The 24,843-nt window shown below is 70.5% G+C and carries 21 protein-coding genes and 1 pseudogene; 12 read left to right on the top strand and 10 right to left on the bottom strand.

Going from position 1 to position 24,843, the window contains the following annotated elements; translation table 11 throughout:
- Positions 1-21 precede the first annotated feature (21 nt).
- Both NBT67_RS13020 and NBT67_RS13015 read left to right on the top strand, forming a co-directional pair.
- Positions 22-1,182: an acyl-CoA dehydrogenase family protein gene (locus tag NBT67_RS13020; protein WP_251342200.1), complete on the top strand. Its 1,161-nt coding sequence runs from the start codon at positions 22-24 to the stop codon at positions 1,180-1,182.
- Between the two features lie 78 nt (positions 1,183-1,260).
- Entirely contained in the window at positions 1,261-1,557 is a 297-nt protein-coding gene (locus NBT67_RS13015) for a DUF7853 family protein (RefSeq protein WP_251342199.1), read from the top strand.
- Here NBT67_RS13015 and NBT67_RS13010 read toward each other — a convergent pair.
- Together NBT67_RS13010 and NBT67_RS13005 are read right to left on the bottom strand one after the other, a co-directional pair.
- Positions 1,536-2,015, bottom strand: coding sequence for a cupin domain-containing protein (locus NBT67_RS13010; protein WP_251342198.1), 480 nt, complete (start codon positions 2,013-2,015; stop codon positions 1,536-1,538). The genes NBT67_RS13015 and NBT67_RS13010 overlap by 22 nt on opposite strands.
- Positions 2,016-2,044: 29 nt before the next feature.
- On the bottom strand, positions 2,045-3,910 hold the full coding sequence (locus NBT67_RS13005) for a PAS domain-containing sensor histidine kinase (protein WP_251342197.1): 1,866 nt from the start codon (positions 3,908-3,910) through the stop codon (positions 2,045-2,047).
- Between the two features lie 222 nt (positions 3,911-4,132).
- Here NBT67_RS13005 and NBT67_RS13000 point away from each other — a divergent pair, with 222 nt between their 5' ends.
- Positions 4,133-5,392 (top strand): MFS transporter, encoded by a 1,260-nt coding sequence (locus tag NBT67_RS13000; RefSeq protein WP_251342196.1) that lies wholly within the window; start codon positions 4,133-4,135, stop codon positions 5,390-5,392.
- On the opposite strand, the gene NBT67_RS12995 is transcribed toward NBT67_RS13000, so the two are convergent.
- From NBT67_RS12995 to NBT67_RS12975, 6 genes and pseudogenes are all read right to left on the bottom strand, one after another.
- On the bottom strand, positions 5,330-6,262 hold the full coding sequence (locus tag NBT67_RS12995) for a CPBP family intramembrane glutamic endopeptidase (protein ID WP_251342195.1): 933 nt from the start codon (positions 6,260-6,262) through the stop codon (positions 5,330-5,332). The genes NBT67_RS13000 and NBT67_RS12995 overlap by 63 nt on opposite strands.
- Before the next feature lie 40 nt (positions 6,263-6,302).
- Positions 6,303-8,381 (bottom strand): heterodisulfide reductase-related iron-sulfur binding cluster, encoded by a 2,079-nt coding sequence (locus NBT67_RS12990; protein ID WP_251342194.1) that lies wholly within the window; start codon positions 8,379-8,381, stop codon positions 6,303-6,305.
- A gap of 191 nt (positions 8,382-8,572) precedes the next feature.
- Positions 8,573-8,813: pseudogene (locus NBT67_RS18185) on the bottom strand (IS6 family transposase); the annotation flags it as partial.
- 416 nt (positions 8,814-9,229) lie between these two features.
- Positions 9,230-9,934, bottom strand: a complete 705-nt coding sequence (locus NBT67_RS12985) for an energy-coupling factor transporter transmembrane component T family protein (RefSeq protein ID WP_251342193.1) — start codon at positions 9,932-9,934, stop codon at positions 9,230-9,232.
- Positions 9,931-10,632 carry an energy-coupling factor ABC transporter ATP-binding protein gene (locus tag NBT67_RS12980; RefSeq protein WP_251342192.1) on the bottom strand — a complete coding sequence of 234 codons (702 nt, stop codon included), beginning with the start codon at positions 10,630-10,632 and terminating at the stop codon, positions 9,931-9,933. The genes NBT67_RS12985 and NBT67_RS12980 overlap by 4 nt, the downstream gene beginning before the upstream one ends.
- Positions 10,629-11,213 (bottom strand): biotin transporter BioY, encoded by a 585-nt coding sequence (locus NBT67_RS12975; RefSeq protein ID WP_251342191.1) that lies wholly within the window; start codon positions 11,211-11,213, stop codon positions 10,629-10,631. The genes NBT67_RS12980 and NBT67_RS12975 overlap by 4 nt, the downstream gene beginning before the upstream one ends.
- 170 nt (positions 11,214-11,383) lie before the next feature.
- Here NBT67_RS12975 and NBT67_RS12970 point away from each other — a divergent pair, with 170 nt between their 5' ends.
- From NBT67_RS12970 to NBT67_RS12940, 7 genes are read left to right on the top strand one after another with little or no spacing between them, the layout of a single operon-like run.
- On the top strand, positions 11,384-11,893 hold the full coding sequence (locus NBT67_RS12970; RefSeq protein WP_251342190.1) for a conditioned medium-induced protein 4: 510 nt from the start codon (positions 11,384-11,386) through the stop codon (positions 11,891-11,893).
- Positions 11,894-11,942: 49 nt separating this feature from the next.
- Positions 11,943-17,207: an LAGLIDADG family homing endonuclease gene (locus NBT67_RS12965; protein WP_251342189.1), complete on the top strand. Its 5,265-nt coding sequence runs from the start codon at positions 11,943-11,945 to the stop codon at positions 17,205-17,207.
- The gene (locus NBT67_RS12960) at positions 17,207-17,488 is read left to right on the top strand and encodes a DUF7854 family protein (RefSeq protein WP_251342188.1); all 282 of its coding nucleotides are present in this window, start codon (positions 17,207-17,209) and stop codon (positions 17,486-17,488) included. The genes NBT67_RS12965 and NBT67_RS12960 overlap by 1 nt, the downstream gene beginning before the upstream one ends.
- Positions 17,489-17,539: 51 nt before the next feature.
- The gene (locus tag NBT67_RS12955; RefSeq protein WP_251342187.1) at positions 17,540-17,878 is read left to right on the top strand and encodes a DUF7855 family protein; all 339 of its coding nucleotides are present in this window, start codon (positions 17,540-17,542) and stop codon (positions 17,876-17,878) included.
- Positions 17,879-17,938: 60 nt separating this feature from the next.
- Positions 17,939-18,763, top strand: a complete 825-nt coding sequence (locus NBT67_RS12950) for a DUF7856 family protein (RefSeq protein WP_251342186.1) — start codon at positions 17,939-17,941, stop codon at positions 18,761-18,763.
- Between the two features lie 17 nt (positions 18,764-18,780).
- Positions 18,781-19,461, top strand: a complete 681-nt coding sequence (locus NBT67_RS12945; RefSeq protein ID WP_251342185.1) for a DUF7857 domain-containing protein — start codon at positions 18,781-18,783, stop codon at positions 19,459-19,461.
- On the top strand, positions 19,458-20,126 hold the full coding sequence (locus NBT67_RS12940; protein WP_251342183.1) for a nucleotide-binding protein: 669 nt from the start codon (positions 19,458-19,460) through the stop codon (positions 20,124-20,126). Before NBT67_RS12945 ends, NBT67_RS12940 begins: the two co-directional genes overlap by 4 nt.
- A gap of 12 nt (positions 20,127-20,138) precedes the next feature.
- On the opposite strand, the gene NBT67_RS12935 is transcribed toward NBT67_RS12940, so the two are convergent.
- Positions 20,139-21,002, bottom strand: coding sequence for a transcription initiation factor IIB (locus tag NBT67_RS12935; RefSeq protein ID WP_251342181.1), 864 nt, complete (start codon positions 21,000-21,002; stop codon positions 20,139-20,141).
- 162 nt (positions 21,003-21,164) lie between these two features.
- Here NBT67_RS12935 and NBT67_RS12930 point away from each other — a divergent pair, with 162 nt between their 5' ends.
- A complete protein-coding gene (locus tag NBT67_RS12930; protein ID WP_251342180.1) occupies positions 21,165-21,680 on the top strand; it encodes a DUF7858 family protein in 516 nt (171 codons plus the stop codon).
- Here the strand turns inward: NBT67_RS12930 and NBT67_RS12925 are convergent, their stop codons facing one another.
- The gene (locus NBT67_RS12925) at positions 21,681-22,427 is read right to left on the bottom strand and encodes an AAA family ATPase (protein ID WP_251342178.1); all 747 of its coding nucleotides are present in this window, start codon (positions 22,425-22,427) and stop codon (positions 21,681-21,683) included.
- 444 nt (positions 22,428-22,871) lie between these two features.
- Between NBT67_RS12925 and NBT67_RS12920 the strand changes: the two genes are divergently transcribed.
- Positions 22,872-24,836, top strand: a complete 1,965-nt coding sequence (locus tag NBT67_RS12920; RefSeq protein ID WP_251342176.1) for a peroxidase family protein — start codon at positions 22,872-22,874, stop codon at positions 24,834-24,836.
- Positions 24,837-24,843 lie beyond the last annotated feature (7 nt).

The raw sequence follows: 24,843 nt of genomic DNA, 5'->3' as shown, positions 1-24,843 counted from the left end.
GCGAGCGGTCCCATCCCCGCCATGCTCGACTACGTCGACCTGGAGGCCGACCTCGGCGAGGAGGAGCGCCTGATCCGGGACACCGCCCGCCGATTCGTCGACGAGGAGGTCCGCCCCGACATCGGCGAGCACTTCCTCGAGGGAACCTTCCCGACGGAGCTCGTCCCCGAGATGGGCGACCTGGGGTTCTACGGGCCGAACCTCGACGGCTACGGCCTGCCGAACGTCAGCGAGACGGCCTACGGCCTCCTGATGCAGGAACTCGAAGCCGGTGACTCGGGGCTCCGCTCGATGGCGAGCGTCCAGGGGGCGCTGGTGATGTACCCCATCCACGCCTTCGGCACGGACGAGCAGAAAGAGCGGTGGCTGCCCGACCTGGCGACGGGCGAGGCGGTCGGCTGTTTCGGCCTGACGGAGCCCGAACACGGCTCGGACCCGTCGTCGATGGCGACGACGGCCGAACGCGACGGCGACGGCTACCGGCTCTCGGGGTCGAAGACGTGGATCACGAACGCCCCCATCGCCGACGTGGCGGTGGTCTGGGCGCGCGACCGGTCGGCCGAGGGGACGCCGATCCGTGGCTTTCTCGTCGAGACGGACCGCGACGGCGTCTCGACCGAACCCATCCACGAGAAACTCTCCCTCCGGGCGTCGATAACGGGGGAGATCGGCCTCGCGGACGCGTGGGTTCCCCAGGCGGACGTGCTGGAGGTCGAGGGGATGGCGGGGCCGCTCTCCTGTCTCACGCAGGCCAGATACGGCATCGCGTGGGGGGCGGTCGGCGCCGCCCGGGACTGCTTCGAGACGGCCCGCGAGTACGCCACGGAGCGGGAGCAGTTCGGCCGTCCCATCGGCGGCTTCCAGCTGCAACAGGAGAAGCTCGCGGAGATGGCGACGCAGGTGACGACCGCCCAACTGCTCGCCCACCGCCTCGCGGACCTGAAAGAGCGGGGGGACCTCCGGCCACAGCAGGTGTCGATGGCCAAGCGCAACAACGTCCGGATGGCCCGCGAGCAGTCACGCGTCGCCCGCGAGATGCTCGGCGGCAACGGCATCACCGTCGACTACCCGCCGATGCGCCACCTCGCGAACATGGAGACGGTGTACACCTACGAGGGAACCCACGACGTCCACTCGCTGATCCTCGGCGAGGACCTGACGGGGCTGTCGGCGTTCGAGTGAGCGGTCGTGCGCTACGTGTGCCCGAGTGACACACCCACAAGGCGCTCGGTCACGTACCGTCGACCGAGGTGACCCACCGTGTCCCCGTCCACCTGTCACGGCCCCGACGGCGTCGACCTCTCGCGCGAGGAGGCGTGGGTGCTCCACGCGGCGGTGCTCGATCACGTCGAGCGCACGGTCGAGGCCGGTCGCTCGCCCGATCGAGGGGTCGCGATCCTGAAGCGGATCGAGGCCTGTGAACCGCTCGATCCGGCGGACCGTGCCATCGTCCGCGACGCGCTCGCGACGTACCTGCCGGACGCGCCGGAGCGCGACCGGGCGTCGGCGCGAGCGATCCTCGCGGCGCTCGACGGTCAGGCCTCGTCGAGCCAGTAGTCCACGTCGTCGTCGCGGCGGTAGTAGCCCGAGACCGTCCGCGAGTCGTCGCTTCCGGGCGCCGACCCCGCGTAGACGCCGATCTTCTCGGAGTCGGGATACACCGTCACGTCGGGGTGGTTCATCGTCGACAGCGCGAGATACCGCAGGGGCTCGTCGCCGTCGTTGACGACGCGGTGGCTCCCCTCGGGGCCGACCGGGAAGGCCGCGTAGTCGCCCGGCTCCAGGGGTTCGGTGCCGTCGTCGGTGCGGAGGTGGCCCGTGCCCGCGAGGACGTAGATGGCCTCCTCGTTGCCGGCGTGGAAGTGGAAGGGCCAGGACTTCCTGCCCGGCGGGAGTTCGTAGAGCGAGCAGCCGAGTCGGTCGCCGCCGGCCGCCGCCGCGAGTCGCTTCCGGCGGAACGACGTCTCGTCGCGCTCGGTCACGTCCCAGTCGAGGTCGGCTTCGTTGACGCGCATGGGGGCGCTTCGGGGCCCGACGACAAATGTCAGGGGGTCACCGGGAGGTCGGTCCCGGCCGCGTCGGTGACGACCTCGAAGCGGGCGCCGCCCGCCTCGCTCTCGGTCACGACCACCTCCCAGCCGTGGGCGTCCGCGATCTCGCGGACGATGGCCAGGCCGAGACCGCTCCCGTCATCGTCGTCGGTGTGTCCCAGTTCGAACACGCGTTCGCGCCGCTCCGGCGGGATGCCCGGACCGTCGTCGGCGACGTAGAACCCCTCGTCCCCGTCGAGGGGGCCGAGGGTGACGGTCACGCCGTCGCCGGACTGCGTCCGGCCGTCAGTAGAGCCGTGCTCCACACTGTTGGCGAACAGGTTCTCCAGCAGTTGCTGGAGGCGCGTCTCGTCGGCCGTCACCGTCCCGGCGTCGGGCGTGACGTCGAGGGTGGCGCCGCCCGGATCGACGATGGCCCACGCCCGGTCGGCCACGGCCGGGAGGGCGATGCGTTCGGGGTCGAGGACGTCCCCGCCCGCCCGCGAGAAGGCGAGGACGTCGTCGATGAGGTCGAAGGTCCGATCCAGGGCGGCGGTCGCGGCGTCGAGGTCCTCGTCGTCGTACCGTTCGGCCGCGAGGTCCAGCCGGCCCTGGACGACGTTCAGGGGGTTGCGGAGGTCGTGAGAGAGGATGCTCGCGAAGTTGTCTAGCCGCTCGTTTTGCCGTTCGAGCCGTCGCTGGTACTGGGCCTCCTCGAACTCGTAGGCCAGCCACCGCGCCGCCAGTTCGACGAACGAGCGCTCGCTGTCGGTGAACGCCCGGGCGCGGGGGTCCGTGGCCGCAAAGCAGAGCGTCCCGTACAGCTCGCCGTCGACCTCGATCCGGCCACCGACGTACGAGCCGAGGTCGAACCGCTCGTAGGCGGGGTCGTCCTCCCACCCGGCGTCGGCGGCGTCGCGGATGGCGAGCAGGCCGTCGGTTTCGAGGGTCTTCCGGCAGTAGGACTCCTCGATGGGACAGGAGTTGCCGGCGCGGAGCAGCGAGTGGTCCCCGACGGCGTCGACGATGACCTGCTTGTCGTCGGTCATGCGCGTGACGAACCCGTACGGCAGATCGAGATGTCGGCGACCGGTTTCGAGCAGCCGGGACTGCTTCTCGGCGAGCGTCAGATCGGTCGCGGCCGCGATCTCGTGGAGCCCGTGGAGCGTCTCGACCGTTCGCTCCAGTTCCCGCTTGATCCGCCTGGCCTCGGTCACGTCGCGGAAGTACACCGACAGCCCCGTCGGGGAGGGGAAGACCCGGACCTCGATGGTGGCGTCGAGCGCCGGCACGTGTGACTCGAAGGAGACCGGCTCCTGTGTCGTCATCGCCTCGCGGTACTGGTCGTGGAAGACGGCGGGGGTCTCGTGTTCCAGCGACTCCCGGACGTCCTCGCCCACGAGGGCCTCGGCGGACGTGTCGAGCAGGCGCTCGGCCTCGTCGTTGAGGTAGGTCACCTGCCAGTCGTCGTCGATGCCGAGGAACCCGTCGCCCATGCGGTCGAGCAGGCGCTCGCGCTCGCGCTCGGTGCGCTTTCGACGGGTGACGTCGCGGGAGGTGCTGACGTAGCCGCCGGCGTCGGCGTCGTAGTCGGGCGAGCGGCGGGTCTCCAGCCAGACCCAGGATCCGTCGGCGTGTCGGAACCGGTGTTCGACCGAGTCGCGTTCCGTGCCGACCGAGTCCGTCGCCGCGAAGATGTGGCGGACCGCCTCCCGGTCCTCCGGGTGGACGTATTCGAGGAGACACTCGTCGAGCAACGCCTCCTGGTCGTAGCCGAGGACGCGCTCGACCGACGGGCTCTGGTACTTCACGACCCCGTCGGCGTCGACGACGGAGACGACGTCGGTCGAGCGGGCGAGAAGGGACTCGTGGTCGATCACGACGGAACGGCTCGGGCTGCGAACGGGTTCGACACGGTCAGTCACCCCGACAATCACACCTCGCCCACATTAGTGGTCCGGTTCGTTCCGGCGAACCCCGGTTCGGGGGGCGGAGCGGCCCGTTCGCGGACGACAGGGACCGGAGGTCGGCGGCCTCGGCGGGCGGAAGCTCCGGCCGGTGCGAAAATATATATTACTATAGACTGTTATCCATGACAACAGATGTCACAGTTGTCGTCGGGCGGGTGGGACGAGCGCCACACGGCGCTGTCGGTCTGTGTGGGGTCGTACTTCGCGGTCCGGCTCGCGCAGTTGCTCGTCAGTCCGGTCGTCCCCTCGCTCCGGGAGACGTTCGGCGTCACCAGCGGCACGGTCGGGGCAGTCCTCACCGGGATGTGGCTGGTGTACGCCGTCACGCAGTTGCCGAGCGGCGCCGCCGGCGACCGGTACGGGCCGCGGCGGGTGGTGCTCGCCGCGCTGGCCTGTACGGCCGTCGGGGCCGTCGCCCTCGCCGCCGCTCCCTCCCTCCTCGCGTTCGCCGCCTTCGCCCTGCTGCTCGGCGCGGGGGCGGGGCTGTACTACACGCCGGCGACGGCGCTGCTGACCGACCGCTTCGACGCGACGGGGGGCGTCATCGGCGTCCACCGCGTCGGGGGGCAGGTCGCGGGGCTGGCCGCGCCCGTCCTCGCGACGCTGCTCGGCGCCCGGTTCGGGTGGCGGGGCGTCGTCGGGAGCGGGGCGCTCGTCGCCGCCGCGCTCGTGGCCGTGGTGGTCGCGGGCAGGGAGGGGGAACGGCCGACGGCGACGACCGACGGCGGCCGGACGGTCGACCCGCGGGCGCTGGTCGGCGTCCTCTCGCGACCGCCCGTCGCGTTCGCCGTCTTCCTCGCCGTCGTCGGGGAGTTCGCCGCGCTCGCGACCGTCTCCCTGCTCCCCGTCTTCCTCGTCGACCACCACGGGCTCTCGATGGCGCGAGCGGGGCTGCTGTTCTCGGCGTACTTCGTCGTCGTGGCGGCGTTCCAGCCGGTGAGCGGGCGGGCGTCGGACCTCGTGGGCCGGGAGACCGTGGTCGCCGTGCTGTTCGCCGCCGGCGCCGCCGGCTACGCGACCCTCGCGCTCACCACGCGACTCGCGCTCGCGGCCCCCGCGGTGGCGCTCGTCGGCGCCGCGATGGCGTGGGGGCCGCCGGTCCAGTCGCGAGCGGTCGACGCGCTGGCCGACGCCGAACGCGGCGTCGGCTTCGGACTCTTCCGGACGGGCTACATCCTGCTCGGGGCGCTCGGGCCGCTGGTCGTCGGCTCGACGGCCGACGCCGCCGGGTGGGCCGTCGCGGTCGGCCTGCTGGCGGGGCTTCTCGGACTCACGGCCGCCGTCCTCGTCCTCGACCGCCTCGTCGCCCGGAAGCGCCGTCCCCTCGGCTCATCGGCGTTCGGGCTCTTCGTCGCGGCGCAGGACGGCGACGGCGGCGGCGGCCCAGCCTAGCGTGGCGACGACGCCCACCGCCGCCGGGCCGAGCAGGGGCGTCGGATTCCCGGACACGAGGAGGACGCCGAGCCCCCCGACGCCGTTGACGACGGCGTGGCCGACGACGGCCGGCCAGACGCTCCCCGCGCGGATCGTCACCCACGCGAGGAAGGCGCCGACGACGACGGTGAACCACGTCATCGCGAGCAGCCCCGTCCACGGCGCTCCGGGGTAGTCGAGCCCGTAGTTGTACCCCATCGCGATCACGGGCCAGTGCCAGACGCCCCAGACGGCACCCGAGACGAGGACGGCGCGACGCCAGCCGAGCGGCAGGAGTTTCGGGAGGAGGTAGCCCCGCCAGCCGAACTCCTCGCCGAACGCGAAGGGGGCGTTGACCACCGGTGCGACGAGGAGGGCCTGGGCGACGACGAGGCCGACGAGGACGGGCGGACTCGCGGGGAGCGGCGCCCCCGCGGGGAGGCCGAGCGCCGACCGGAGCGTCCCGAGCGTCGGATCGAGGTGCGCCGGAAGGAGGAGGGCGTAGGCGCCGACGCCGACGAGGACGAGGGCGACGGGAGCGACCCAGGCGACGACCCACACCGGCCACTCCGCACGGCGGGGTCGCAGACGGAGGTCCGTCCACCCCTCGTCGGTGACGACGCGGGTGACGGCGTTGGCGACGGCGGGGCCCCACATGTAGCCCGTCGCGAGGAGGGCGACGGCGAGCGTGATCCGCGGCGTCCCGAGCAGGACCGGGCTGTCGCGGAGGCCGCCGGTCAGGTAGATGGCGAGGCCGACGGTCCACGAGAGGCCGAAGGCGACGAGACAGAAGACGGCGATCCGTCGGCGTTCGAGGGAGGCCGGCGGGGGCTCGGGAGTGAGGGACACACCGCCCACCACGTCGCGAGCGAGCAAAAAAGCCGGGCGCTCAGTCGGCCACGGCCGGGGCGTCGGCGTCCATCGCCTCCACCAGCAACTCCGTCAGATCCAGAATCTCCACGTCGTCCTCGAACCCGCCCGTCTTGCGGCCGTCCTCGAACATGGTCGTACACATGGGGCAGGCGACGACGAACGACTCAACGTCGCCCGCGGTGTCCGCCACGGCTTCGCGAAGGCGCTCCTCGCTCGGCTTCACCTCCTCCTCGACTTCGGTCCAGACGCCGCCCCCGCCGCCGCCACAGCAAAAGGAGTCCGAGCGGTTGCGCGGCATCTCGGCGAGGGTCGCGCCCGTCGCGCACACCAGGTCGCGGGGCGCTTCGTAGACGTCGTTCATGCGCCCGAGGTGACAGGGGTCGTGGTACGTGACGGTCCGGTCGAGGGAGGCGGGCACGTCGAGGCGCCCCTCGCGGACGAGGCGTTCGACCACCTCGGTGTAGTGGGAGACGGGGTAGTCGAACTCCGCGGCCATCTCGGGGTACTCGTGGGTGAAGGTGTTGTAGCTGTGCGGGTCGGTGCAGACGATCTCCTCGAACTCGGCGTCCGCGACGGCGGCGGCGTTGTCCTCGACGAGCATCTCGTAGAGCCCCTCCTCGCCGACGCGGCGCACGTCGTTGCCGTCGTTGGCCTCGTCCTCGTAGAGGATGCCGTAGGAGACGTCCGCGGCCTCGAAGATGCGGGCGAGCGACCGTGCGACCCGCCGGTTCCGGTCGTCGTAGGAGGGGTAGTCGCCGACGTACCACAGCAACTCGACCGACTCCTCGCGAGCGTCGGGCACCTCGAAGTCGAGGGCGTCGGTCCACTCGGGGCGCTTCCGGGCGGGGTCGCCGAAGACGTTGCCCTGCTGGAAGGCGTTCATCATCGCGTCCTGCACGTGGGGGTCCATCTGCCCCGACTCGGTGAGCCGGCGGTTCATGCCCGTGAACTGCCGGACGTGCTCGATGTCGACGGGACAGGCGTCCATGCAGGCCATACAGGAGAGACAGGCGTTCATGGACTCGGCGGCGATCACGCTCTCGCCGCCGTCGGCGACGATGGGCAGGTCCTCGCCCTCGCCCGCCGCTCGCCGCTCGCGGTAGGCCTTCAGGTCGAGGATCACGTCCCGGGGGTCGAGGTTGCGGCCCACCTCCTCCGCGGGACAGACCGACGAACACCTGCCGCAGGTGGTGCAGGCGTCCTGATCGAGGAGTTCGCGCCAGGTGAAGTCGTCGACGGAGCCGGTGCCGATGTCCGCGGGGTCGGCGTCGGCGGGGACGCCCGGCAGCCGCTTGCCCGCCTTCCCGTCCCGGGTCACCACGTTCGCCATCGAGGTGAGCATGTGGACGGGTTTGGCGTAGGGGAGGAGGGCGACGAACCCGAGCGCCAGCAGGGCGTGGCTCCACCACGCGACGGTGTAGACGGCCTCGGCGGTCCCCGGGGCGACGCCGGCGGCCCGGCCCGCGAGCGCGAGGCCGTAGCCGACGAAACTCACCGTCTCGAAGGCCGGGAACCCGGTGCCGAGGATGCGAAGCGCCTCGACGACGTAGCCGCCGACGCCGAGGACGAAGAGCGTCCAGACGAAGGCGTCGTCCTCGAGGTCGGTGTGTTTCCCCCACAGGCGCGGGTCGCGGACGCCGTAGCGCCGCCAGAGCGCCATGCCGACGCCGACGACGAACAGCAGCCCCATCGCGTCCATCACCAGCGAGTACGAGAGGTAGAAGTCGCCGACGAAAAAGGAGTCCCGACCCAGGAGCTTCGTCCAGACGTCCATGTCGACCGCGAGGATGGTCGTCCCGATGAGCAGGGTGAGAAACCCCCACACGATGAACGTGTGCATCACGCCGGCGTAGACGTCGCGGTCGAACTGCGCCTCGTTCGTGAGCAGGAGGCGGGTGGCGCGGGCGACGCGCCCGGGCAGGTCGTCGAGGCGGTCGAAGGGGTCGGCCGGCGCCGCGGCGTAGGTGCGGACCCGCGCGTAGACGCCGTACAGGAAGACGAGGACGGCGACGGCCGCGAGGTAGTAGAAGGCGGCCTCGCCGACCGGACCGATGGTCCAGAACGTCTCCCGGGTGACGGTTTGGAGGACGGGCATACGTAGTGGGCGACCCAGGTGGAGGTTAAAGGTTGGCACGCCGGGCGAAAACAGACGGAGCGAACTATTTCAGAGGGATGTGCCGGAGGATCGAACTACGGTCTAGCTTCCACGGTCGTCACTCGTCCGGTTCGGTGCTCCCGGTATCCCCGCCGAGACCGATAGCCACCTCTTCGCCGTCCACTCGCATCCGCGAGTTGATCCGCACTCACCGTCGAAATCGGCGGTAGATCGGCCTTGTGCACCCAGTCGTGAACGACGACGTGACGCGCGTGACTCCCAGTTCATCGGGACCCCGACTGGCACCCCTCGGTGCTATACCGGCGAGATGACACCGGATGCCCACTTGGCCCACTCGGGAGTCCGCTTTCGCGCCACAAACGACGAGTCGATCCGCTCGATACACTCGCTGAGGCGGTCGGATTCTGCCATAGACACTCAGAAATCGAACGCTTCGTTCGCTACTCGTCGCAGTTGGGACAGACGCGGCGTTGGACGCCGTCAACGGCAAGCGTCCATTCCAGTTCGCTTCCGCAGTTGTCGCAGACACCGTCTCTGTCTCCCCGTCCTTCGTGGCCGTGTCCGCCGTGTACTTCCTCGCAGCGGCAGTCCTCGCCAGGGAAGCTATGCATGGTCCGCCGTGTACCCCGAACCGGCAAAGTCTTTGCTGGACCGCCGGGACCCCGCGTGTCTGATGACTGCGTCGAGTCCGAGGCCGTACCACCTCGCTGTCCGAAGGCGGCGGCTCGGGGAACTCAAAACGGAGGGGGGGGGCTTCGTCGACGGCGCGGTCACCCGTCTCACGACGGCCAGCCGCGGGGAGCGTCGTCGAATACGCCCGGTGAGCGTCACCAGACGGCCCACGCGAGCGCGCCGACGCCGACGAGGAGCGCGGGCCAGTCCCGCCACGTCGGATCGAGTTCGGGCAGCGTCGGGTTCCAGGCGAAACACCGGGCCTGCAGGGCGAGCGCGAAGCGGTCGGCGCGGACGAACACCCGGCGGAGGCCGGTGACGCCGATCAGGCGGATCCGCTCGCGGAGCGACCGCTCGGAGCCGAGGCGGGCGTCCATCGCCTGCCGGATGGTCGACAGGTCGTCCCGGAGCACGGGGAGAAATCGGAGGACGAACCCGACGCCGGCACCGAGGACGACGCCGGGGCGACCCGGCAGCAGCCACTGGATGGCGGCCCGCGACTCGCGGACGCGGGTGGTGCGGATGTACGCCGTCGAGACCAGCAGGAGGAGGACCACCCGATAGCTCGCCAGCGCGGGCGCCACGGCGTCCGCGGGGACGAACCACGGCGCGCCGAGGGTCGCCCCCTCGACGGCCGGTCCCGCGACGAGGAAGGGGAGGAAGGCGCGGTAGGAGCGCAGGCTGGCGAGGACGGGCGTGGCCGCCAGCCAGCAGACGCCGGCGACGAACGCGGTCAGCAGCGCCAGTCCCCGGGGTGTCGTGTGCGCGAAGGCCGCGACGGCGACGGCCGCCTGCACGAACAGCTTGGTTCGGGGATCGAGGCGGTGGACGGGGGTGTCGCCGGCGACGTACCGGATCATGGTGGCCGGACGCCGAGGGCGGTGAGGTCGTCGGGAGCGGGGTCGGCCGAATCGAGCGCGATCGTCCCGTCCGCGAGGACGACGGTTCGGTCCGCGAGCGCCGCGACGTCGCGCAGGTCGTGGGTGACGACGACGACCCCCACGCCGTCGGCGTGGAGCGCGCGCAGTCGCTCCAGCACGGACTGCCGGGCCGCCCAGTCCAGGCCGGTGAAGGGTTCGTCGAGGACGAGGTGGTCGGGCTCCATCGCCAGCGCGCCCGCGATGGCGACGCGCTCGCGTTCGCCGCCGGAGAGTTCGTCGATGCGCTCCTCGCCCCGGCCGGCCATGCGGACGGCGTCGAGGGCGTCCGCCACCCGGCGGTCGATGTCCGCCCGCGCGAGGCCGAGGTTCTCGGGGCCGAAGGCCACGTCGGCGCCGACGGTGGCGGCGACGAAGCCGTCGCGGGGGTTCTGGAACACCATGCCGACGCTCGACCGGGCGGCGACGGGGTCGTCGTCGACCGGGCGGCCGTTCACGCGCACCGACCCCTCGGCGGGCGTCAGCAGGCCGTTGAACCCGCGGACGAGCGTGGTCTTCCCCGAGCCGTTGGCGCCGGCGAGGACGAGGAACTCGCCGTCGTCGACGGTCAGCGAGACGCCGTCGACGGCGAGGACGTCGTCGCCGTACCGGTAGGTGTAGTCCTCGACCGCAATCGTCATCGAGCGACGATGGCCTCGCTGCGGACGATGGCGACGGTGCCGGCCATCTTCAGCCCCGCCACGGGCAGGAAGGGCACGACGACGGCCGAGACGGCGGCCACGAGGCCGATGGCCTGCACGACGGCGTAGCCAACGGCGCCGGCGGCGTAGACGACGGCCGTGCCGGCGAGCAAGGCGAGGACGAGTCGCGGCACGGGAACCTCGCCGGGGGCGGTGAGGCCGTCGGTCCCGTGGGCGACGGCGCCGATGGTCATCGCGCCGAGCGGGAAGCCGATCAGGAAGCCGCCGGTGGGGCCGAGGATGACGCCGAGACCGGCGTTGCCGCCGGCGAACACCGGCAGCCCGATCAGTCCGGCGAGCAGGTAGAGCGTGAACGCCACGCCCGCCCACAGGGGGCCGAGGACGATGCCCGCGAGATACACCCACAGCGTCTGGAGCGTGATGGGGACGTTCGGCGCGAGCGGGTGGACCATGTCCACCGGCGCCGTCGCGCTCGTCGCGGCCGCGAACAGCACCGCGCGGGCGACGTTGCCGGTCACCTCCTCGCCGACCAGTTCGACCGAGTCCGTCGTGGCGGTCATACCGACCCCGACTTTCGTAAACCACTTAGTTTGTGGTGGTTGACGAAGCCGGAGCGGTCGCCGCTCGGCCCCCCGGCCACGGTCATGGACGCCTGGGGGTCGGCGCCGACCGGGAGCCGCTCCGAACGACCCGGCGATGGGTTTTTGCCCACGAACGGACTTCCTGAAGCATGGACGACGAGACCGCGGAGCTACGGGACATCTTTCTCGACGCGACGGGCGAGGAGACGGTCACGGAGCGACAGGCCGAATCCCGCGGTTCGCTCGTCGACGCGGACGACCCCGAGGCGGTGGACGCCCGCCTGCGTGACCTCGTCCGGACCATGCGCGAGCGCTACGACTTCGAGACGGAGCTCCGGACGGACGCCTACGTCCGCCTGATCCGGGAGTTCTACGACGGCGACGACGACGCGGCACTCGCGGACGCCCTCGACGTCTCCACCGAGACCGTCCGCCGGGCGCGACTCGACTGTCACCTCGTTCGCGACGCCGACCGGGCGAACGAGGACGCGGCGGTTCGCGAGACGGAGCGCGAGGCCACCCGCGCGAACGACCGCTTCCGCGACGCGTTCGCGGAACTCCTGACGGACGCCGACCTCGAGGGGCGCCTCGCCAGCGACTCCCGCGAGGACGGCCTGCGGGAGGCGGCCGAGGACATCGAGACGGACGTGTCGTTCTGATCGGCGACCGAGCGAAGACTCTTAGGCGATCCGGCACGACCGAGTAGCAATGGCGCAGTCGTCGCAGAACCAGGAGTTGATCGACCGGTTCGTTCGCTTCTATCGGAACTACTACCGCGACGAGATCAGTCGCCTCGCACAGCGCTACCCCAACGAACAGCGCTCGCTGCACGTCGACTACGACGACCTCTACCAGTTCGATCAGGACCTCGCCGACGACTTCCTCTCCCAGCCCGATCAGATCGGCGAGTTCGCGGAGGAGGCCCTGCGCGTGTACGACCTGCCCGCGGACGTCTCCCTCGGCCAGGCCCACGTCCGCCTGCGGAACCTCCCCGACACCGTCGACATCCGCTCCATCCGCGTCCACGACAACCACGTCGGCCGGATGATCGCCGTCTCGGGCATCATCCGGAAGGCGACCGACGTCCGGCCGAAGATCACCGAGGCCGCCTTCGAGTGCCAGCGCTGTGGCACGATGACCTACATCCCCCAGTCCGACGGCGGCTTCCAGGAACCCCACGAGTGTCAGGGCTGCGAGCGACAGGGCCCCTTCCGGGTCAACTACGACCAGTCGGAGTTCGTCGACTCCCAGAAGCTCCGGGTACAGGAGAGCCCGGAGGGCCTCCGCGGCGGCGAGACGCCCCAGAGCATCGACGTCGACATCGAGGACGACATCACCGGCGAGGTGACCGCCGGCGACCACGTCACCGTCACCGGCGTCCTCCACATCGAGCAGGTCACCGACGGCAACGAGAAATCACAGCTGTTCGACCTCTACATGGACGGGGTGAGCGTCCAGATCGAGGACGAACAGTTCGAGGAGATGGAGATCAGCGAGGCGGACAAGAAGGACATCGTCGACCTCTCGAACCACCCCGACATCTACGACGAGATGGTCGCCTCCGTGGCCCCCTCCATCTACGGCTACGACCAGGAGAAACTCGCGATGATCCTCCAGTTGTTCTCGGGGGTGACGAAGAACCTCCCCGACGGATCGCGGATCCGGGGGGACCTGCACATGCTGTTGATCGGTGATCCCGGTACGGGAAAATGTCAGAAACATGATACCAAGATCGTTCTCGGAGACGGGACGGTGCGAACGCTCGGAGAACTCGTCGAATCGCGGCTGGAAAATCCGGTATCGGTCGACGACGGAGTGTACGAGCCGGTCGATTTCTCCGTCCAGACGGTGACTGCCGACGGGAACATCACCGTCGGACAGGCGACGAAGGTGTGGAAACGGGAAGCGCCCGAGCGGATGTACCGCATTCGCACCAAATCCGGTCGCGAGGTGGAGGTAACGCCGTCACACCCTCTGTTCGTTCGGAATAATCTCGGAATGGAGCCCCAGAACGCCGAAGAACTGAACGAAGGGAGGTTCATCGCACTTCCGAGGCGTCTCGATAGCGAGTGGGACGACTCGCTCGATATCGATCATTATCGCGTGAAAAGTGGCCCGGCAAATCGAATCGACACCCCCGAAAAATTGTCCCCGGAACTGGCCCGATTGCTCGGGTATCAGATTGGAGAAGGACACGTAACTGGACCCGCATCAAGCGCGACAGCAACAATTACGAACGCCGACGAAGCGGTCCTCAGTGACGTCGCCGATTGTCTCGATCTGCTCGGTCTGCACTGGTGGCGCAAGCCACACCATGATCGAGACGGCGTCGAGATGATCGGCTGTTCCTCGGTCGAATTCGTCGACTTCCTCAGAGAAATCGAACCGGCAATTCTGAAACGCTCGGCTGATCAACGCGTTCCAGATTGTCTGTTCCGCGCCAGTCCCTCAATCAAACAGGCATTCCTGAAGGCATACGTCGAAGGTGAGGGGCACGTCTCACGAAAGGAGCGCGAAATTACCGTAGCGTCGATGAGCCGGGAGTTACTCGAAGGCGTCCGCAGTCTGTTGCTCGGCCTCGGAATCGAGGCTTCGCTCGGAGGTCGTCAAAACGGGAGTTACCGGCTTCGGATCAGCGGAACCGACTTCGTCAGCTACGTCGAAGAGATCGGATTCGTCACCGAACGAAAGACGGTCGCGTCAACCGCGTTCGCGGACGTTTCCGAGAATACGAATACCGACATCATTCCGGATGTTTCCGTACCACTCCGACGTATCCGCGAGGCACTCGCACTATCACAGTTTGACTGTGGCATCCCACGGACGACGTACCAGCACCACGAACGCGGCGATCGAAATCCGAGTCGAAGGAACCTTCGGACGGTCCTCGGCCAGTTCGAAGCGAGACTCGAGTGGCTCAACGACATGCGAGAACAGTTGGAGAGGGGGGACTGGAGCGACATCGAACGTCTTCGTCGAGAGCTGAATCTCTCTCAGGACGAACTCGCAAACGCAGCGGGCGTTTCACAAAAGTCGATCAGCAACTACGAGCGGAACGTCGTGACACCCGATGGAGGGGTCACCCAAGACGCGCGGAACGCAGTCCGAGATCGGATCAACGAAGCGATGACGGTCGCAGACGAGATCGGAGCACTCCAGCAGCTCGTCGAAAGCGACGTTTCGTGGGACCGTATCGAATCGATCGAGACAGTCGACCCCGACTACGACTGGGTGTACGACCTCGAAGTCGCCGGCACGCACACGTACCTCGGCAACGGCATCGTCTCGCACAACTCACAACTCTTATCGTATATCCGGAATATCGCCCCCCGCTCCGTCTACACCTCCGGGAAGGGATCCAGTTCGGCCGGCCTGACCGCAGCGGCTGTACGCGACGACTTCGGCGACGGACAGCAGTGGAGTCTGGAAGCCGGGGCCTTGGTGCTGGCCGATCAGGGGATCGCGGCCGTGGACGAACTCGACAAGATGCGGCCGGAGGACAGGTCGGCCATGCACGAGGCGCTCGAACAGCAGTCCTACCATCCGAGTTCTGAAATCCTGCTCGCCGACGGCCGGCGCGTCGAAATCGGCGACTTCGTCGACGAGGCGATGGCCGACCGACCCGAGGACGTGGTCGACGGCGTGAACTGCGACATCCTGCCCGTCGACGACGTCGGCGTCCACTCGGTGGATTTCGAGACGAACGATGTCGGAAAAGAGCCGGTCGACCGGGTGAGCCGGCACGAGGCGCCCGACGAGTTCGTCCGCGTCACGTTCTCGAACGGACGGAGCGTCCTCGTCACGCCCGAGCATCCGATGTTCGTCGAACGGGACGGCGAGACGACGACGGTCGACGCGAGCGACGTCGAGGAAGGATCGTTCGTCCCCGCGCCGCGGAAACTGCCGAACTCGACGGCCGGCGTGTCGCTGGACGAGGAGCCACACCGCGGAAAGGAGAAAGACGTTGGACTCCCCGACGAACTCACGCCGGACCTCGCGGAGATCCTCGGCTTGCTGGTTGCGGAGGGGCACTCGTACGCCGGCAGCAGCCACGAAATCGGGTTCTCGAATCAGGACGAACGGCTGCTGAATCGCATGGAGCGCCTGATGAGTGACGTGTTCGGGATGACGAGCAGCGACACGACGAACGCCGCCGGGACGGTGACACAGCAGTACATCTCGAGGAAACTCTACCGCTGGTTCGAGTCGAACGTCCCGGAGGTGATGCACACCGCACGAGGGAAACGCATCCCGGCCGCGGTACTCGGCGCCTCGGAGGAGGCGATCCGCCGATTCCTCGTCGGCGCGTTCGCCGGGGACGGCGGTGTCGAGAGCGAAGCCATGTCGTTCTCGACCGCCTCGGAGGGTCTGGCCGAGGATTACGCCGACGCGTTGGCGAAGATCGGCGTGGCGTCGCGTATCCACCACGATGCGGCGGAGGATGCGTGGAAGACGTACGTGATGGGCGACTCGACGGCGCAGTTCGTCGACGCCGTCGTCGAACCGGCTGACGATCGCTCCGCGAAAGCACGGGCGTTCGCGGAGCGAAGCGAGGCGACGAAGCGGCACCACGACGTGTTGCCGTCGAGCGCAGCGGCGGAGATTCGGTCGCTCAGGCGGCTGCTCGGCCTCCAACTCACCGGCGAATTGAAATCGAATCTCGACGAGGGTTACGGCGTGCAGATCGAGACGGTCGAACGGCACGTCGAGACGCTTCGTGACCGGGTGCGAGCGGTTCGGTTCGCCCTCGACGAGGCCGGAACGCTCGGCGACGTGCGAGCGGCAGTGGACTGGTCGGGTCGACAACTCGCCGATCGACTCGACGGCGAGACGACGAGCGCCGTCCACTACGCGGAGAGTGGCGGCTACGATACCGAGCATCGGGCGACACTAACGGCTGCGGCACAGGAGGCCGTCTCGAATGCACTCGACGACGCCACGAAGCGATTGGACGCGCTCGAAGAGCGGTGTGAACTCCGATACTACCGGGTGAGTGAGGTAGAATCGGTTCCCAACGAAGGGGAGTACGCGTGCGACTACGTCTACGACGTGACCGTCGAACCGACGAACACGTTCGTCAGTCAGGGCGTCGCGCTCCACAACTCCATCTCCATCTCCAAGGCCGGCATCAACGCCACCCTCAAGTCCCGGTGTTCCCTCCTCGGCGCCGCCAACCCGAAGTACGGCCGCTTCGACCAGTACGAACCCATCGGCGAGCAGATCGACCTCGAACCCGCGCTGATCTCGCGGTTCGACCTCATCTTCACGGTGACGGACCAGCCCGATCCGGACGAGGACGCCGCCCTCGCCGAGCACATCCTGCGCACGAACTACGCGGGCGAGTTGAACACCCAGCGGACGGAGGTGGCCAACCCCGACCACACCGAGTCGGAGGTGGAGTCGGTGACCGAGACGGTCGAACCGGCCATCGACCCCGACCTCCTGCGGAAGTACATCGCGTACGCCAAACGGAGCTGTTTCCCGACGATGAGCGACGGGGCCAGGGAGGCCATCCGCGACTTCTACGTCGACCTGCGGGCGAAGGGGGCCGACGAGGACGCCCCGGTGCCGGTCACGGCCCGGAAGCTGGAGGCGCTGGTGCGTCTGGCGGAGGCGAGCGCCCGGGTGCGGCTCTCGGATACGGTCGAACGGGACGACGCCGAGCGGGTGATCGAGATCGTCCGCTCCTGCCTGCAGGACATCGGGGTCGACCCCGAGACGGGCGAGTTCGACGCCGACGTGATCGAGACGGGCACCTCCAAGAGCCAGCGCGACCGCATCAAGAGCATCAAGGACGTGATCGAGACGGTCGACGCCGAGTACGAGGGCGAGGCGGGCGCGCCGCTGGACGCCATCGTCGAGCGGGCGGAGGCGGAGGGCATCGAGGAGGAGAAGGTGATGGATCAGATCGAGCAGTTGCGCCGCAAGGGCGACGTGTACAGCCCCAGCAACGACCAGTACAAGGTGGTCTGATGGACCGCATCTCCGCGATCAGGAACGTCGAGGAGGCGCTGCGGGCGTTCGAGTCGGGGGAGGCGGACCTCGCGGCGACCGAGGAGCGCGTGCTCGCGACCCTGCGGACCTACGCGACGGAGTTCGACGACGAGAGCGGCCTCGGGGCGTACGTCGGCCGGGGCGCCGAGGGGGTCGAGGACGTGGTCGTGATCGCGTCCTCGCGCGCCGAGGCGCGGGACCGGATCGGGGACCACGCCCCGGACGCGCCGGACTCGTTCGACGTCGAACGCCTCGACTGACTGCCGGTACCCACAGGGTTAGGTGATCGGTGCCGCCAGGGGACGGCACCCGTGCTGCTCGTCGTCACGTACTCGCGGGGCGCACGGACGACGCTCCGCAACGTCTGTCGCAGTCACGAGTCGACGGTGATCCGGCGGTTCGGCCGCGCGGCGCTGCTCGCGGAGACGGAACTGGGCGCGTTTCTCGCCCTGCGTCTCCGGGCGAAACACGACGACGACGTGCAGATCGAGCGCACGCGCCCGCTCAACGAGTTCGAGGCGGTCCCCGAGTCGGTTCGGGAGGCGGCCGAGGCGTACGAGAACCGAGAGACACAGAGCACGCCGTACGCGAAGTTCGCCGCGGGGAGCGACCATCCCGATCCGGAGGCCATGCGCGACGCCGACCTGTAGGGGCGAAGCGACCGGCGGTCGCGGCGAAGGATATAGTTGGGTGGCGGCGGTGGGGTCGGTATGCGCGTGACCGTCGCCGGCCGCGTCCACGAGGGACGGGCGGTCGACCTCGACGGCGTCGACGCGACGGCGGTCGTCCGGGCGGTTCGAGGGGCGGAGGCACCGGTCGGCGTCGAGTGTCCGACGCCGGGGACCGTCCACGACCACGTGGGGTTGCTCCCGCCGTCGTCGTTCGACCGGCGGGGGGCGCTGGCCGCCGCCGCCCGGGCGCTGGGTCACGAGTCGGCGGCGGCGGCGGCGCTGGCGGAGGCGCGGGCCGAACTGGCCGAGGCGTCGGCGCCGACGGTCGACCTCCGCGAGGCGCGACGGCGGGTCGCGGAGGCGGGGACCGAAGCGGAGCGCCTCCGTGAGCGGGTCGCCGAACTCCGAGGACGGGTCCAGGCGCGCCGCGAGACGGGCGCGGACACGACGGCGGTCGAGGCGCAGTTAGAGGAGGCGACGGGGCGCCTCGCCGAGGCCGAAACCGAGCGGATCGCGGCCGAACAGGCGCTCGACCGCGCGGAGGCAGCCGCCCGGGAGGCGCGCGACCGGCGGGAACGACGCCTCGAACTCGAGGACCGGGTGGCGAACCTCGAACGGCGGGTGCGCGAGGAACTGGCGGCGGCGGTGTGGGAGCGGTTCCGATCGGCGGTGGAGGCTGTCCCGGGGACGGCGACGGCGGGAGCGTCACCGGGCGAGTACGAGGGCGATTCGGTGACCGCCGCGCTCGGCGTCGCGCGGGTCGCCCCGCTCGACGCACCGGTCGTCGTCGACGGCCTCGACCGCTTCTCGGGGGCAGGGCCGGCGGCAGAGGCGCTGGAGGCGCCCGTGATTTATACGCGGTGACGCGCCCAGAGCGGGCCATGGAGTCCGACTGGACGCTCACGCGACTCGACGGTCGCGACGACGTCGCCCTCGTGACGGTCGACCTCCGCAACCCGTCGCCGGTCGACCGGCGGGTCAGGGTAGAGAATCGCCTCGACGGGCCGGTCCTCCCACCGCGGCGGGCCGGCGTTCCCGAACCCGGCTGGGACGACGACGGGTTCACGGGCGTGGTCCCGGCGGGGGAGCGCCGGGCGCTCGGCTACGCCTGTCCGGCGCCCGGCGAGCGGCCGCCGGTCTCGGTGGCCGACGAGGGGCGAGCGACGGACGGGGAGCCAGTATCGGCGGTTGCGACCGCGGTCAGGGAACTGGCGGACGCGCGGCCGCCGGCCGACGCGGTGCCGGACGCGTCGCCGCCGGCCGCGACGGACGACGACGAGGGCCGTGGGACGCCCGCGGACGACGACGCGGCGGCGCCGGAGGCGGTCGAGGCGTGGCTGACCGCGGCCGAGCGGCGGATCGAACGGGGGGAGCGACTGACGGACGCGTCGGCGTCGACGGCGGCGGCCGCGCTCGAAGGGGCGGACGACGTGACCACCCTCGACGCGCGGGTGGCGGCCGACGCGGACGCGCTCCGCGCCGTCTCGGAGCGGGCGGCGGCGCTCGCGGATCGGGCGACGGCGGTCGACGTGCCCGTCGACGCGCTCCGGAGGCTGGCGTGATCGTCGCCGTCGCGGGGGGGAAAGGCGGCGTCGGGAAGACGACGACAGCCTACAACCTCGGGGCCGCCCTCGACGCCGCCGTCGTGGACGCAGACCTCGGGATGGCCGACCTGCCCCGGGATGGGGGGCCGGACCTCCACGACGTCCTCGCCGGGCGAGCGGCGGCGTCGGAGGCCGTCCGCGGGGGCGCCGTGTCGCTGCTGCCCTGTGGCCGGTCGCTGGCCGGCGCCCGCGCCGCGGACGTCGGCGACCTCGCGGAGGTACTGCGGACGGTGGAGCGGGAGACGGGCGGCGTGGTGGTGGACTGCCCGGCCGGCCTGCGCGCCGACGTGGGCGTCCCGCTGGCCGTCGCGGACGCCTGCGTCCTCGTGGCGTCGCCCCGGCGGTTCGCCCTGGCCGACGTCGTCCGGACGCGCGAACTGGCGCGCGAACTCGACGCCGGAGCCGTCGGCGTCGTCCTGAACCGGACGACCGGGGCCGACGATCCGCCGGAGGACGCGCTCCGACGGGTTCTCGGGGCACCCGTCTCGACGGTGCCGGCCGACCCGCGCGTCGGGCGGTCGGTCGACGAGGAACGGCCGGTGGTGTCGGCGGCGCCGGAGTCGGCCGCCGCCGACGCGTTCCGGTCGCTCGGCGGCGCGGTTCGTTCCTGCGAGCGCGTCTGAAACGGCGGTCGGCTACTCCGTCAGCAGCGTGTAGGTGTTGCGCACGGTGACGGGCGTGACGCCGGCAACGTCCGCCGCGGCCTGCTGAGTGAGGTCGGCGCCGGCCTCGCGGGCGGCGGTGTAGAGACACGCCGCGGCGACGCCGCTGGGGTTCCGGCCCGCGGCGTCGCCGGACTCGCGGAGCCGCCGGGCGTGGTCCTCCGCCGCCCGGCGGACGGACTCGTCCACGTCGAGTTCGCTGGCGTAGCGGGGGACGTACTCGGCCGGGTGGATCGGCCCGGTCGCGACGTCGAGGTCGCGGTTGAGCGCCCGGTACGCGGCCCGGTGTTCCTCCTCGCTCGCCTTCGCGGCGTCGACCACCTCCTCGACGGTCCGGGAGACCGAACAGACCCGACAGGTGGCGTAGACGACGGCCGAGGCGAACCCTTCGAGCGACCGCCCGCGGAGCAGGTCCGCCTCCTGGGCCGTCCGGAACAGCGAACACGCCGACTCGCGGACGTGTCGGGGGAGCGACAGCGCCCCGACCAGTCGCCGAATCTCGGTGAACGCGTACACCTGGTTGCGCTCGCGCTTCGTCGAAATCCGTGCCCGCTGGTGCTGGGTCCGCATCCGAGACAGTCGGCGGCGCTTCCGACCTTTCACCCGGGTCGACCGGCCGATGTCGGTCGAGAGCCCACGGTCGTGACGCGAGTGGGTGAGCGGCGCACCCGTCCGCTCGGGTGACGTCTCGTCGTCCGCGAAGGATCGCCACTCGGGTCCGTGATCGATCCGATACTCGTCGACGACGAGTCCGCACCGACCACAGACCGTCTCGGTACCCTCGGCGTTCAGTCGTCCGCTGCACTCCGGACACTCCGTGTCGCGTGCCTGGCTCATCACAGTCGAAAGTTGGTCCCGATGGAGTATTTAAACAGGGGCGCGAGCCCGGGGAAACGGGACGATCACCGCGAACGAACCTACCGGTCACCGGTACGTTCCCTCGCGGTGACCCCGGTACGGCGGTGGGTTTTACAACGAGCGAGTCACCACTGTGGGGCGATGGCCCTGTCGGACATCGCCGCGGGAATCGAGGTACACGACCGCCAGCGCGAGCGTGGGGTGCCGACGGTGGACGCGACTGGTGACGACCTGGTCGCCCGCCTCGAGGACCACGACGACGCACTCCCGTGTACGCCCGAGGCGGCGGCGACGGTACTGGAGGCGTACGCGGCCGGGACGAGCGTCGGCGACTGCGCCCGCGAGGCGGGGGTCGCGCCGATGACGGCCGCCAAACTCCTCCACCGGTGTGGGGTCACGGGGCTGTCCCCGCTCGCCCCGACCGCCCGCCGCGTGCTCCGGGACTGGCTGAACGGCGACCTCCCCCGTTCCGAGGCGGTCGAACTCGCCGGTGCCGACGAGGCGGACTTCGCGCTGGCGGCGTACGTCGAGACCCACGACCCCGTCCCGGACCTGTCCGACGCCGTCGAGGGCGTTCTCGAACCCGACTCGACGGCGACCGTCGACAAGCGCGACGCGCTGGCGGAGACGATGAGTTCCGTCGGCGACCTGCGGTAGCTACCGCGAGACGAACTCGCCGACCGACCCGAGCAGTCCGGGGTCTTCCCCGGAGGACGGGTCGACGCCGACGGCGACGCTGGCGACGTCGGCGACGGCGGCCGCGACCGACCGCTCGTCGAGACACGTCGGTGCGTCGGTCACGGCCGCCGCCGTCTCGGGGAAGACGGCGTCCGCGACCGACAGGTCGCCGCGGGTCGCCACGGCAGCGTCGACGGACGAGCCGACGTCGTCGAGTCGCCCGCGCATCCGCTGGACGGCGTCGCGCCCGCGGGTCGTCGCCGGGGCGACGACGACGACACGGTCGGCGGCGTTCACCGCCGCGACCGACTGGTTCGCGGCCACGGGCGGCGTGTCGACGACGACGTGATCGAACGTCTCGGCCGCCGTGGCGATGCGGGATTCGAGGGCCTGCGCCGAGTCGGCGGACTTCGCGCGGGCGAGGCGCTCGAACGGCGCGGCGGCGGGACAGCAGGCCAGCCGGCCGGCGTCGGTATCGATCGGAACGTCGACCAGTCCGTCCGCGAGCGGCGCCTCCCGGCGGTCGGTCAGCAGCGCCGTCAGGTCCGGATCCAGCCGCCCGGAGAGGTAATCGGAGAGCCCCTGCGTCGCGAACGCGGCGTCGAGTAGTGCGACGTCGCGCCCGTCGGCCGCGAGGAGCGCGCCGAGTTCGACCGTCAGTCGCGTGGTGCCCGCACCGCCGGTCGCGCCGACCAGCGCTACCGTTCCGACGTCACCGTCGCTCATGGGACGGCATGGCGTCGCCGTCCGACAAAAACGTGGGGGCGAGAGCCGGGGGGACGAGCGAGTATCGCCGTCTCCGTCGTCGCCGCCGCCGGAGCGGCGACTTCCCCGTCCGCGTCCCGAAGCGCGAGCGCCTCCCCAACGCACTGGCCGGCGTGTACGCGACGACCCACTGGCTGTATCGCGACGTCGGCCGTGCGGTCTTACGCACCGACCGACGACCACCCTCGCCAAAGTGACAATTGACCATCAGTATTTCGGCCGACACGCGCTCGTCACCTGCGGGCGTCGGCCGCGGGACGATCCGGCGCCGATCGACGGACGGCACCGGAATCCGCGGCTCGCCGCCCGGCGACGCCACGAGGCGCGTGCGGTCGGGAAGTGGTCACTGCGGATCTATGTTCCGATAGCTAACATTTATCTGTGAGCCATTTGTTGTCGATCCACATGGAGAGGCACCACGGGAGTCTGGAACACCGCGGACTGAACGAGGCGGCGACGACGAGGAGCGGGCGGGTCAGGAGCCACCGGTTCGCGAACCGGTTCGCACACCTCGACCCGTACGTCCGGGACGACGCGTTCCTGGACGCGCTGGGCGAGTACGAGGTCGACGGGGACGAACTCGTCGGGCCGATGCTCGGGGAGCCGGGGGCGAGGGCGGACGCCGACGTGCCCTCGGGAGTGGCCTTCTTCGGCCAGTTCGTCGACCACGAGATCACGTTCGATCCCACGTCGGCGCTGGAGCGTCGGAACGATCCGGAGGCGCTTCGGAACTTTCGGACGCCGGCGCTGGATCTGGATTCGATGTACGGCGCCGGGTCGGAAGTGCGGCCCTTCCTCTACGACGACGACGACCCCCACGAGGCCAAACTCCTCACCGGGCCGGCGGCGGGCGCGTCCCCGGCCGACGAGTCGGCGACGCGGGCGGCGCGGTTCGGGGCCACGGACCTCCAGCGAAACGGGCAGGGGAGCGCGCTCATCGTCGACCCGCGCAACGACGAGAACCTGGTCATCTCGCAGTTGCTGTTGACGTTCCTGAAGTTCCACAACCGCGTCGTCGACTACGTCCGCTCGGGCGACGGGCACGACCTGATCGAGGACGAGGAGGACGCCTTCGGGGCGGCCCAGCGCCTCGTCCGCTGGCACTACCAGTGGCTCGTGCTCCACGAGTTCCTCCCGCGGGTGTGTGACAACACGGTCCTCGACGACGTCCGCGCCCACGGCCGTCGGTTCTTCCTCGACCCGGACGATCCCGTGGCGATCCCCGTGGAGTTCGCCGTCGCGGCCTACCGCTACGGCCACAGTCAGATCCGCGACGCCTACACGGTCAACCGCGACTCGGGGGACGTGCAGTTCTTCCCGGGACCGGCGCCGGAGAAGACGCTGAAGATGGCGGCGGGGACGGAGGGGCCGGACCTCCCGCCGGGGGTGATGGAGGCGGAGACGGACGACCACCTCGACGGGTTCCGGCCCGTGCCGGACCGCCTCGTCGTCGAGTGGCCGTACTTCTTCGACCACGGAGCCGAGACCGACGAGTCGCCCCAGCCCGCGGCGAGAATCGACGCGGAGTTGCCGCCGGCGCTGCACCTGCTCCCGTTCGTCGACGAGGAGCCGGCGTCGCTGGCGGCCCGGAACCTCCGGCGCGGGAAGGCGCTCGGCCTGCCGTCCGGGCAGGCGCTGGCGCGGGCGATGGACGTCGACCCCCTCTCCAACGACGACCTGCCCCTGGGGAGCGGCCGGTCGTTCGGCGACTACCTGACCGACGTCCACCGCGGCGCCGACACCGAGGCGCCGGCGTGGCTGTACGTCCTCGCGGAGGCCGACCGGCAGAACGACGGTCACCGGCTTGGCGCGGTCGGCAGCCGTATCGTCGGCGAGGTGATCCGCGGACTGGTCGACGCCGACGAGCGGCCGTTCGTCGACGAGACGCCGGACTGGCGGCCGGTCCTCCCGCGAGCGGTGACCGAGGTTCCGGACGACGAACCGGAGCGGGCGGCGCCGTACCGGTTCGGCGACCTCCTGCGGTTCGCCACGGGACCGGCGCCGGACGGGCTGACGATCCACGAGGTGGACGCCGACGGCACCGGGTCGGCGCCGGACACGCCGGCCGGCGACCCGACGAACGGCGAGGCGGTGATCCTCGAACACGCGGGGAGCGGGGACCTGCCCGTCGACGGCTACGTGGTCGACTTCGAGGAGCAGACCGGGACGATAACGGGCGAGGGGCTGGAGCCGCTGCCGGACCTCCGCCCCGGCGAACGGCTCGTCGTCTACACGGGCGAGGGGCCGGAGGGCGACCCCGGCGTGCGGACGGTCGCGTTCGACCGGGACGCGGCCGCCATCGACGACGACGGCGAGACCGTCACCGTCCGGACGCCGACGGGCGAGGTGAGCGCGTTCGCTGAGGGGTAAGAGCCTT

The organism is Haloplanus sp. GDY1, assembly GCF_023703775.1.
Taxonomy (GTDB): Archaea; Halobacteriota; Halobacteria; order Halobacteriales; family Haloferacaceae; genus Haloplanus; species Haloplanus halophilus.
Note: the sequence above shows the minus strand (reverse complement) of the source record. Positions and strands in the feature narration are given on the sequence as shown.